The organism is Paracoccus sp. (in: a-proteobacteria), from assembly GCF_032007265.1.
In the GTDB taxonomy this organism is placed as follows: Bacteria; Pseudomonadota; Alphaproteobacteria; order Rhodobacterales; family Rhodobacteraceae; genus Paracoccus.
The window spans coordinates 1-9,507 of the sequence record NZ_DALZMB010000129.1 but is presented as its reverse complement, the minus strand read 5'-3'; the positions used below and the strand labels follow the sequence as shown (position 1 = coordinate 9,507).

At 58.4% G+C, this 9,507-nt stretch carries 10 protein-coding genes; 6 read left to right on the top strand and 4 right to left on the bottom strand.

All coding sequences use genetic code 11. The features are described 5' to 3' along the window. From RTS12_RS18450 to RTS12_RS18435, 4 genes are all read right to left on the bottom strand, one after another. Positions 1–714 (bottom strand): amino acid ABC transporter ATP-binding protein (locus tag RTS12_RS18450; protein ID WP_312531128.1); only part of this gene is annotated, 714 nt, incomplete at its 3' end. Beyond that, the gene (locus tag RTS12_RS18445; RefSeq protein WP_312531126.1) at positions 707–1,360 is read right to left on the bottom strand and encodes an amino acid ABC transporter permease; all 654 of its coding nucleotides are present in this window, start codon (positions 1,358–1,360) and stop codon (positions 707–709) included. The genes RTS12_RS18445 and RTS12_RS18450, both read right to left, overlap by 8 nt. Positions 1,361–1,374: 14 nt before the next feature. Beyond that, positions 1,375–2,040, bottom strand: a complete 666-nt coding sequence (locus tag RTS12_RS18440; RefSeq protein WP_312531124.1) for an amino acid ABC transporter permease — start codon at positions 2,038–2,040, stop codon at positions 1,375–1,377. Between the two features lie 80 nt (positions 2,041–2,120). Beyond that, positions 2,121–2,930: a transporter substrate-binding domain-containing protein gene (locus tag RTS12_RS18435; RefSeq protein WP_312531123.1), complete on the bottom strand. Its 810-nt coding sequence runs from the start codon at positions 2,928–2,930 to the stop codon at positions 2,121–2,123. A 341-nt stretch (positions 2,931–3,271) separates the two neighbouring features. Here RTS12_RS18435 and RTS12_RS18430 point away from each other — a divergent pair, with 341 nt between their 5' ends. The 6 genes from RTS12_RS18430 (at position 3,272) to RTS12_RS18405 (ending at position 9,447) form a co-directional block, all read left to right on the top strand. Beyond that, positions 3,272–4,165: a DUF4123 domain-containing protein gene (locus RTS12_RS18430; RefSeq protein ID WP_312531122.1), complete on the top strand. Its 894-nt coding sequence runs from the start codon at positions 3,272–3,274 to the stop codon at positions 4,163–4,165. Continuing rightward, complete coding sequence (locus RTS12_RS18425) at positions 4,162–4,917, top strand: hypothetical protein (RefSeq protein ID WP_312531120.1); 756 nt, start codon at positions 4,162–4,164, stop codon at positions 4,915–4,917. Before RTS12_RS18430 ends, RTS12_RS18425 begins: the two co-directional genes overlap by 4 nt. After that, positions 4,910–6,082: a hypothetical protein gene (locus RTS12_RS18420; RefSeq protein ID WP_312531119.1), complete on the top strand. Its 1,173-nt coding sequence runs from the start codon at positions 4,910–4,912 to the stop codon at positions 6,080–6,082. The genes RTS12_RS18425 and RTS12_RS18420 overlap by 8 nt, the downstream gene beginning before the upstream one ends. 2 nt (positions 6,083–6,084) lie before the next feature. Continuing rightward, positions 6,085–6,837, top strand: coding sequence for a hypothetical protein (locus RTS12_RS18415; protein WP_312531117.1), 753 nt, complete (start codon positions 6,085–6,087; stop codon positions 6,835–6,837). Between the two features lie 12 nt (positions 6,838–6,849). Then, positions 6,850–7,314: a hypothetical protein gene (locus RTS12_RS18410; RefSeq protein WP_312531116.1), complete on the top strand. Its 465-nt coding sequence runs from the start codon at positions 6,850–6,852 to the stop codon at positions 7,312–7,314. Between the two features lie 255 nt (positions 7,315–7,569). Continuing rightward, positions 7,570–9,447 (top strand): TRAP transporter large permease subunit, encoded by a 1,878-nt coding sequence (locus RTS12_RS18405; protein WP_312531114.1) that lies wholly within the window; start codon positions 7,570–7,572, stop codon positions 9,445–9,447. Positions 9,448–9,507 lie beyond the last annotated feature (60 nt).

Here is a 9,507-nt window from a genome sequence, read left to right as displayed (position 1 = left end):
GCTCGACAAGAACTTTTGGGTTTCCGGGTTCCGTGGGTCGCCAAACAGCTGATCTGGCGGCCCGATCTCGGCCATGACACCTTGATGGAAGAAGGCGACGCGGTTCGAGACATCACGTGCAAACGCCATTTCATGGGTGACGCAGATCATGGTCATCCCCTCATCAGCAAGCATTTTCAGCGTGTCCAGCACCTCGCCGACCAGCTGCGGATCAAGCGCCGAGGTGACCTCGTCAAACAGCATATAGGTCGGTGACATGGCAAGGGCGCGGGCAATTGCCATGCGCTGTTGCTGACCACCCGATAGCCGCGAGGGGAAGGTCTTTAGCTTGTCGCCAAGCCCCACATGGCTTAGCTGCCGCACGGCGATTTCTTCGGCCTTTTCCTTGGAATAGCCCAGAACCTTGCGCGGCGCGAGGGTCACATTCTCGAGGACGGTCAGATGCGGAAAGGCATTCCACTGTTGGAAAACGATACCGATTTTCTGGCGTAGCTTGTTCAGATCGGTGGTTTTGGCGTGCACTTCGGTCTTATCGACCAAAATTCTGCCGGAATCGATGGGTTCCAGCCCGTTGATACAGGTCAGCAGCGTCGACTTGCCTGAACCCGAACCCCCGATGATCGTCACCACCTCGCCTTTCTGAACCGTTAGGTCGATGCCTTTCAGCACCTCTAGCTGGCCAAAGGATTTGCGGACGTTTTCGATCTCAATCATTGGACCACCGTTTTTCGAGATAGCCGCCGAAACGGGCAAGAGGGTAGGAGATGACGAAGTAGAAGGCCCCGCAAATCAACAGCAGGAACAACGGCTCTTGCAGGCGCGTGATCAGGATTTGGGTCGATTTCAACAGCTCGGTGACCTGCACGACATAGACAAGCGCCGAATCTTTCATCACGCCAAGCGCCAGTCCGATCCAAGAGGGCAGAGCCACGCGCGTCGCCAATGGCGCCACGATATAGCGCATGTCCTGAAACCAGTTCATCCCCAAAGACCGCGCCGCGCGGCGGGTGGTGGATGGCACTGCCTCGATGCCGCCACGCACGATTTCTGCGCAATAGGCCGAGGTATAGAGCGATAGTACGATACAGGCTACAGTCAGGCCGGGCCAGCGCAAGCCAAGCACCATGCCGAAGAAAGCATTGAGCAAAACCAGCTGGATCAGCAATGGAATCGACCGGCAAATATCCAGCACGAATGTCAGCGGTGCGGCCCAATAGGGGCCGACCTGATAGCGGATCACGCCGAAAATGATGCCAAGGATCGTGCCGATAACGACCGAAATGGCCGTCACCAACAGCGTCATTCCCGCGCCTTTGGCGAGGAAGATCAGATCGGCTGTGCTGAGGGCGGTATGGAACATGGTTGCCTCTCCCCTCAATACCGGAACAGACGCGCGGCAATCAGGCGCGCGCCAAGGGTGATGACCTTGGTGATGACGTAAAAGATCACTGCGGCCAGTGCGAACAGCTCGAATGTGCGGAAGGTCAGCGCATTCAGATCCTGCGTCACGCCGTAAAGGTCGGTGTTCATGCCCACCGTTACGCCAAGTGAGGTCATCAGAACGGCCCAGACCATCTGGTTGGTCATCGGCAAGAAAGCGATCCGCAGCATTTGTGGCAAGATCACAAAGCGAAAGGCGCGGCCCTCGCTCATGCCAAGCGAGCGTGCGGCGCGTGTCTGGGTCTCGGGGATCGCTTTAAGAGCGCCGCGAAAGTTTTCGGCCAGATAGCCCGCATTATTGAAGGTGATCCCGATCAACAACGAGACGAAGGGGCTGAGATGGATGCCAAATCCGGCGATGCCGAAATGCGCCATATAAATTTGAAACAGCGCCGGGGTATTGCGGGCAACCTCAACCCAGGTTTGGGCAAAGCCTCGCAGGATGCGGCTGCCAGAGCGTCGGAAAAGGGTCAGGATGATGGCAAGGGCAATGCCCAGAACCATCGAGATGATCGCGATTTCCATCGTGACCAATGCCCCTTCCAGCATCCGCGGCAAGCGCTGGAACGCCTGGTTCCACTGGAATGTATAGTTGAACATCGTCTTCCCATCGAAGGATTGATCTGGGAAGACGGCGCCGGGACAAACCGCCCCGAGCGCCGCCCTTAAGGGTTGTCAGATTAGCGGTATACGCCCTGGACGGTCAGATTGGCCGGCTCGCCCTCTCCAACCCATTTTGCATAAAGCTCGGCATAGCGGCCGGTGCGGACCTGCTGGTTGATGAACAGGTTCATGTAGTTGATCAGGCCGTATTCCTGACGCATCGTGAACAGCGAGACATAGTCCGGCACCATCGGCGCTTTGTCGACGATTTTGATCCCGGCAAATTTGCCCGATTTCACGTTGGCATTGGCGACTTCGGTGGTGCCAACGGTCGCGTCCAGCTGACCCTGCGACAGGGCAAGGAAAACATCGGCCTGGGTCTGGTAGGGACGGAACTCGCCCTCGCCCCATTCCTTGACTTTGCCTTCCAGCCAGATCGCCTCATAGGTGCCAGCGGTGGCGCCGACAGTCTTGCCCTTCATGCCTTCCCAGCTGGTGATATCGGTCTTGTCATTGACGACCACCGAGTTTTCGAAAGCGTAATAGGGAATGGTAACGCCGATGGTTTTGGCGCGCTCAAGCGTATCCGAGGTCGACGCGACGCCGACATCGACGCGGCCCGACATCAGGGCGGGAATACGCTCGGGGAAGGGGGTTTCCACGATCTCGGCTTTCACGCCCAAAGCGGCCGCCAGATCGTTGCAGTAATCGACGTCAAAGCCGATCGGATTGTTGTTTTCATCGCGCGAGCCCATGGGCGGGAAATCCAGCACGACGGCGCAGCGCAGCGTGCCCGACGAGATGATGTCGTCAAGCTTGTCGGCATAGGCAGCGCTGGATGCGATGGTTGCGGTCAAAACGCCTGCGGCAATATGGCTCAGTTTCATAGTCATCCCTGTCGTTGTGATCGTTGCTTTCGATTCGTCTATCTGTCGACTATGTGTCGGCAAATTGAGCCGTTCAATAAAAATATTTCTTGTATACTAAACGGCAGGTGGTCAACGGTATGCCTTTCTGCCAGTGCGCCGCGCCATAGCCCGGTAATCCTTGGCATTTTGATATTGTGTGGCTGCACGCATGGCCGGTCAGGGTGAACGCGCATCCGCGATTACATCTTTTGGCAATTGTATATCGTCTGACAATCCCGTTAACTGCCTTAGTCATATTGTACATTATTGGACTAAAGCCCTTTGCATGAGGGGCTGCGTTTAGGGGCGGGACAGCTTTCGTGTCGGGCGAGTTTGAAATCTGGGTGCTTCGCTATCAATTGGGTCCCGAGCACCAATTGCATCACGCTGCAGTCTGGGCCTCGAGCCGCATCGACAGTGAAGCGGTCCTGCGCAGCGCCGTCCCCAGCCTTACAGCGCATGCACCCAAGCTGATCGAGGCTGTACCGCTGGCGGCCTTTGATGGTGCGGGTGCGCTAACGCCCCAAGATGATTGGGATTTACCTGGCGATCTGCATTGGCAAGTCAGCACGCACAGGCCCTTTTACGCGATCCCCGAAAAGGTCGATGAGGGGGGGAACTTGCGCCATCACGTCGCAAGATTGGGCTTTGCCGCCCCCTTGGATGCCCAGCTTGGGGCCTGGCCGCAGCTGAACGTTCCCGCCGAGCTTGAGCCCGAGCTTTTCCCACAGGATGGGCGGCACTGCCACGCGATCTTGGATGGTGCGGTGGTTCCGGGATTGCTTGATCTGATCGAGGCATCGGGGCTGGCGCATGCATGTCTTTATCAAGGCCCATTGGCCGAAAACTCGGCCGAGCTGGCGCCCTGGATCGTGACGTTGCGTTCTGATGCGCCCTTCACGCGGCGCTTGTTTACGGCATCAGATCAGCCCTCCAGTCTTTGGGGTTTGGATTACGGCTGCTTTGTCTCGACCCGGCACAGTCTGGCCGAAACCCGCGCCCATTTTCGCAAGTTCACCAGCGTCGAAATGGCATCGGGCAAGCGCGTCTTTCTGCGATTCTGGAGCGCGCCTGTCCTAAGCGCAATGGCGCGGCATGGGCGCTATCACGGCTTGATCGACAGCTTTCTGGCGCCGGGCCGCGTGATTTTTCGGGATTTGGCGCGGATCGGCGCGCCGCGCGTCTTTGCGCTGAGCCGGGGTAAGGCTGCATGATCCGTCTGGATGAGGCGCTGCATGGCGCAATCGCACAAGAGACACGCTATCATCAACTGGTTGCCTCGCTGCGCCGCATCAATCCAGCGCGCTTTCGCGCCTTGGGCGAGGTCAATTGCCGCCGTCTTGTCGCCCATGCCGGCCTTGAGGGCGACAATTTCGGGCTGATGACCGTGGGTGGGCGTGCCTATCTTTTGCTGATCATGAATTGGCTTGGCGCATATTTTCTGGATGATCCACGCTACGATGCGATCCGCACCGCACTTAGCGGTCTGGGCAGCGAAGAGGACAGGCTGGCGCGCGCGCGCAAGGCATTCATGGCGATAGGTGATCGTCAGATCGGACCCGATGCTGCGATTTTACGCGAGCGCCTGACGCGCCTGCCCGAAGTCGAGCCGTTGATGCGCAATCCCGATATCTCGCACAGTGTTTTGCACGACGCGCTGTTGGAGCTATGGGATCTGAGCCCTGCCGAGCGTGAAAACTGGCCGCGCCGTTACCTTGAAGGGCAAGCATTGAAGGCGACGCAATATCTGCACATCGATACCAGCTTTGGCCGCAGGTTGGCGTTGGTTCTGACCCATGTGCTGGGGGTCCGCTTTTATGAGGACCCGCTTTACCCTTGGGTGGCCGATATCGTTCGACAAGCGCGCGAACAGGGCCGCGCACCAGATCAGGCATTGGGCGAATATGCGCGAAAGCGTCTGAATGCTCTGCTGCGAAATAGCGATGAGGAAGATGTGAATGTGTAATCTCTCGTCCAGCGCCCCTCCATCCAGCAAGGTTGATGATCTGACCGCAAACCCCGGCAGCCCTGCCTCGGGCGAGGCACCTTGCTGTCCCGAGGCGGCTGATTTTCGCAAGCACGGCCGCAAGGCCGCCTATTATGGCTTTGATGACAAAACCGATATGGTCGGCTCGGGCACCCAGCCCTATTGGCTGCCACCCAATGCGGCCAAGACGGCCCCCACGAACCGCCTGACCCGCGATGGGGCGGTCTGGCTGTCGGTTCAACGTGGCCAGACCACCAAATGCCTGATCAACTTCGCCAATCACCACGGCTGTATCCGCAACAGCACCTATGTCGTCAAACCCGCCAATGTCGCGCGGGTGGTCACCAGCACGATCACAACCAATCTTGCAGAGTTCGAAATTCAAGGTCTGGCTGCGGGGGATTGTACGATCGTCGTCAGCTGCGGTGGCAAGGATATTGGCTGGGTGCATGTCGCCTGCCACGTTCTCAAATCCTATCGGGTCGCACTATGTGAGGTGAACCAGACCGTCACGACCGGCACGGGGGCGGCGGCGCGCACCAGCCTGACCTTGCCACGTCCAGCGATGGATATGACGGTCTACCGCAACTTTTTCGCTGAATGTTACCGCGCGGCTTGTGTCGAGGTCAGCCTGACTGCGCTTGCGCGCTATGACCTGCCCGCCACAACCAATTTGGCACCGGGGGGCGGATTCTTCGATGCCAATGGTCAAATGACTCCGACGCAACTGGATGCAGGATGGGGTGGAACAATCACGCGTGTCACCGATGCAATCTTTACCGCCGTCAAGCGTCGCAATCCGGGCTATGACAAATACCTGTTCTTGATGATGCCGACAGGCAGGCGCGGCGCGGGCAGCTATATCAACGGGTTCGCGCGCAGTATCGGATCGGACTATGCGATTTTCTTTAACTCGGACAGCGGTGTCTATTCGACCGCCGCACATGAGTTTGGCCATACGATCAAGCTGCGTCACCCCAACGACCCGGCGGCCAGCGGGCAATACCCCCCGCATCTGCGCGCCGCGGCTGGGGGCGATAATGTGGCTAGCAATGATGTGTTGAACCTTATGGGTTATGGTAATCCGCGCACTGACCGCAAAGAGCTGCGCTATATGCAGTGGAAATCGGTTCAAGGAAGATAGACATGTCCACGGATCAAAACGCCTATCAGACCGCGATTGACAGCTATTGCCCGGCTGGGGCGGGTGCGCTTTTGAAAACCTGGCAGGAGCGGGGCAGCGATGAGGCGGCCGAAAAACTCTCGGTGCTTTTTGACCCGCAGGACGGGGAATTGCCGCCGATCCTGTGCGTTCGGGCGATGACGGGTCAGCTGGCGGCGCATGTCCCCGCATCCGCGACCGAACGGTATATGACCTTTCTTTTAGGCCATATCTGGGCGATCTGGGGTGAGCTGTCCGAGCATCCCGATGGGGCACCACATCTGGACGATGCCTTTTTAGCTGATTTGCGCCAGGTTTACGCCCGCGTGCCCTATATCGCGGGGGTAGATGAAAGCGGTTATGCAGGGCTTTATTTCGGTTGCGCGCGTGCCCTTGGTGTCGATCTGCGCGCCCAACTGGATGGGGTAATCCAGCCTGACTGGAACGCGGCGCAGGATTGGCATTTCTCAGAGACATGGGCTTGGGCCTGCTACCTGGCCAGCTATGGCGATCCGCGCGCTCTTGCAGAGCTGTCTGCCTTCTTGCATCGTGTTTCCGATGCCAATGACGTGCTGGCCATGCTGGCGCATCTGGCACATTATCCGGTTGTCAGCATCGGTATGCGGCAGCTGATTGCCAGCTTTTCCGACGACCGCCGGCTGACCGATAACGGCATCGAAAGTGTCTCGCCGATCCAGCTGGGGGTTGAGGTGCGCAATCTGCTGGCCATGATTTAAGGGGGCAAGGATATGATCCGCACGGCATCACTTCGCTTGGTCAGTGCAGCAGGGCTTTTGTTGGCGCTTTCGGCCTGCGCGGGCGCGCAAAGCATCAGCTGCGATCCGGCAAAAATAGGCTATACCCCCAGCGCTTTGGGCATTGATTATCGCAAAAATCTGGCCTCGCCTCTCGCCGAGATCTTGTCACAGGGCGAGGTCGAGCGGCTGGCCGCGCTGCGGTCCAGCGGGTCTGAGCTGACCCCAAAGACCAAAGCCTCGGTCAAGGCATTGTGGCGCGCGACCATCAATCAGATGTTTGCGGGCGATCTGGCGCCCAGCTTTACCGGTACCCCGTCCGAGCCCAGCTTTGATCTGTTGCGCACAACCACCCCCCAGATGTTCGCGCGGCTCAAGGCCTGTGGGCCGCAAGCCGACCCGCGACTGAGCTATCTGCGCAATGTGCCCCTAAAGGGGATGCAGGGAAATTTCGAATAAATCGCTAGGCCGCCGTGCTGTTTGCATAACTGCGCGCCGGGCTTTGTCTGCTGCTTTGGCGTTTTCGGCGCGCTCATTCCATAGTGTGGAATGAGCTATCCTGGATTTGACGAATATTTCGCGGCAGCCAGATTTACATCTTGCATAATGCCGTAAATTACGCCGAAAACTACAATCTGAAAAAACGAAAGCTGCGGCCATATTGTGGACATGCAGCAAGGGCTGGGGAGAGCCCTTTCGTATAGGGAGGATTGAATGCAAGCCAGCGAAACCGAAATGGGCGCTGAATTGGCGCTTGGCGGCATCGAGGCTATGGCCCAGCCCAAACGCGCCGAGCCCTGGATGCGCCCGATCGAGATTTTGGCGGCAGGCCTTCTGCTCGTCATGATTGTGACCGTGCTGGCGAACGTCTTTTTCCGCTATGTGTTGGCAAAACCGCTGATCTGGGGGGATGAGGCCGCCTCGATCAGCTTTATCTGGATGGCGATGCTGGGTTCGGCCCTGGCAGTCGATCGCCACGAGCATATGCGGCTGACGGTCGTTTTGCCGCTATTGCCCCAGAAACTGGCCCGCATTGCCGAAGTGGCGGGGCAGGTGATGGTATGCGTGCTTTTGCTGCGCCTGCTGCCGGTGGCGGTGGAATATGCCTATGAGGAAAGCTTTGTGACCTCGCCGGCACTGGGTCTGCCGATGTCGTGGCGCGCTTCGGCCCTGCCCGTGGGAATTGCGCTGATGTCGCTTTTGATGGTGATATCGGTGCTGCGCACCAAGCAATGGGGCACGATCATCGGCACGCTGGCTGTCGCGGGACTTGCTGCGGCGCTGCTGTTTTATGCCAAGCCCGCAATGCTGGGCATCGGCAATTGGAACCTGCCGATCTATCTGGGTCTGCTGGTGGCGATTTTGCTGGCAGTCGGCGTGCCAATCGCCTTTTGCTTCGCGCTTGGCACCCTGTCCTATCTGACCTTTGCCAGCCATTCGCCGGTTTTCGTGATGATCGGCCGCATCGATGAAGGCATGTCCTCGTTGATTTTGCTCTCGGTGCCGGTCTTTGTGCTTTTGGGCTGTGTTCTGGATGCCACGGGAATGGGTAAGGCGATTGTCAATTTCCTTGCCTCGCTTTTCGGCCATGTGAAAGCCGGGATGAGCTATGTGCTTTTGGGGTCGATGTTCCTAGTTTCGGGGATTTCCGGCTCGAAGGTGTCGGATATGGCAACTGTCGCGCCAGCCCTGTTTCCCGAGATGCGCCGCCGTGGTCATTCGCCATCGGAAATGACGGCCCTTTTGGCGACCGGGGCGGCTATGGCGGATACCGTGCCGCCCTCGATCGTCTTGATCGTTCTGGGTTCGGTTGCGGGGGTTTCGATTGCGGGCCTGTTCACCTCGGGCTTTGCCATTGCCATGGTTCTTTTGGTGGTTCTGGCCCTGCTTGCGCGCTGGAAGGCACGCGACGAGGATATGAGCGGGGTCAAGCGCGCCAATCTGAAGTTCATTATGAAAGCTGCGGTCGTCTCGGCGCCGGCTTTGGTATTGCCCTTTATGATCCGCAGCCTTGTCGGCAGCGGCGTGGCGACGGCGACCGAGGTTTCCACCATCGCGGTTCTATATGCATTCATCATCGGGATCGTTCTTTATGGCGGCATTCCGGTGCGCAAAATGGGAACGATGCTGGTCGAGACGGCGGCAATGTCGGGGGCGATCCTGCTGATCCTTGGCGCGGCCTCATCAATGGCATGGGCGCTGACGCAATCGGGTTTTGCGCGCGATCTGATGAATATCGTCACCGGGTTGCCGGGCGGCTGGGTCGTCTTCATGCTGGCCTCGATCGTGATCTTCCTGATCCTGGGCTGTATCCTGGAAGGGCTGCCAGCCATCGTCCTTTTGGCGCCGATCATGTTTCCGATCGCGCGCGGGCTGGGCATTCACGACATCCACTACGCCATGGTTATCGTCACTGCGATGAATATCGGCTTGATGGCCCCGCCGATTGGCATCGGCTTCTATATCGCCTGCAAAATCGCGAATGTTCCGGCCGAGCAGGTCATGCGTAAGATCTGGCCCTATCTGGCTGCGCTTCTGATCGGGCTTTTGGCGATTGCCGCGGTGCCGTGGTTCTCGACGGCGCTGCTTTAAACCCACAACAATCACATATCCTTTGGGAGGAGGACTTTATGATCATTACCCGACGCAATA

Coding starts and splice junctions, on each gene's coding strand:
- RTS12_RS18445 (WP_312531126.1), bottom strand. CDS start 1,360: ATGTTCCATACCGCCCTCAGCACAGCCGATCTGATCTTCCTCGCCAAA.
- RTS12_RS18440 (WP_312531124.1), bottom strand. CDS start 2,040: ATGTTCAACTATACATTCCAGTGGAACCAGGCGTTCCAGCGCTTGCCG.
- RTS12_RS18435 (WP_312531123.1), bottom strand. CDS start 2,930: ATGAAACTGAGCCATATTGCCGCAGGCGTTTTGACCGCAACCATCGCA.
- RTS12_RS18425 (WP_312531120.1), top strand. CDS start 4,162: ATGATCCGTCTGGATGAGGCGCTGCATGGCGCAATCGCACAAGAGACA.
- RTS12_RS18420 (WP_312531119.1), top strand. CDS start 4,910: ATGTGTAATCTCTCGTCCAGCGCCCCTCCATCCAGCAAGGTTGATGAT.
- RTS12_RS18415 (WP_312531117.1), top strand. CDS start 6,085: ATGTCCACGGATCAAAACGCCTATCAGACCGCGATTGACAGCTATTGC.
- RTS12_RS18410 (WP_312531116.1), top strand. CDS start 6,850: ATGATCCGCACGGCATCACTTCGCTTGGTCAGTGCAGCAGGGCTTTTG.
- RTS12_RS18405 (WP_312531114.1), top strand. CDS start 7,570: ATGCAAGCCAGCGAAACCGAAATGGGCGCTGAATTGGCGCTTGGCGGC.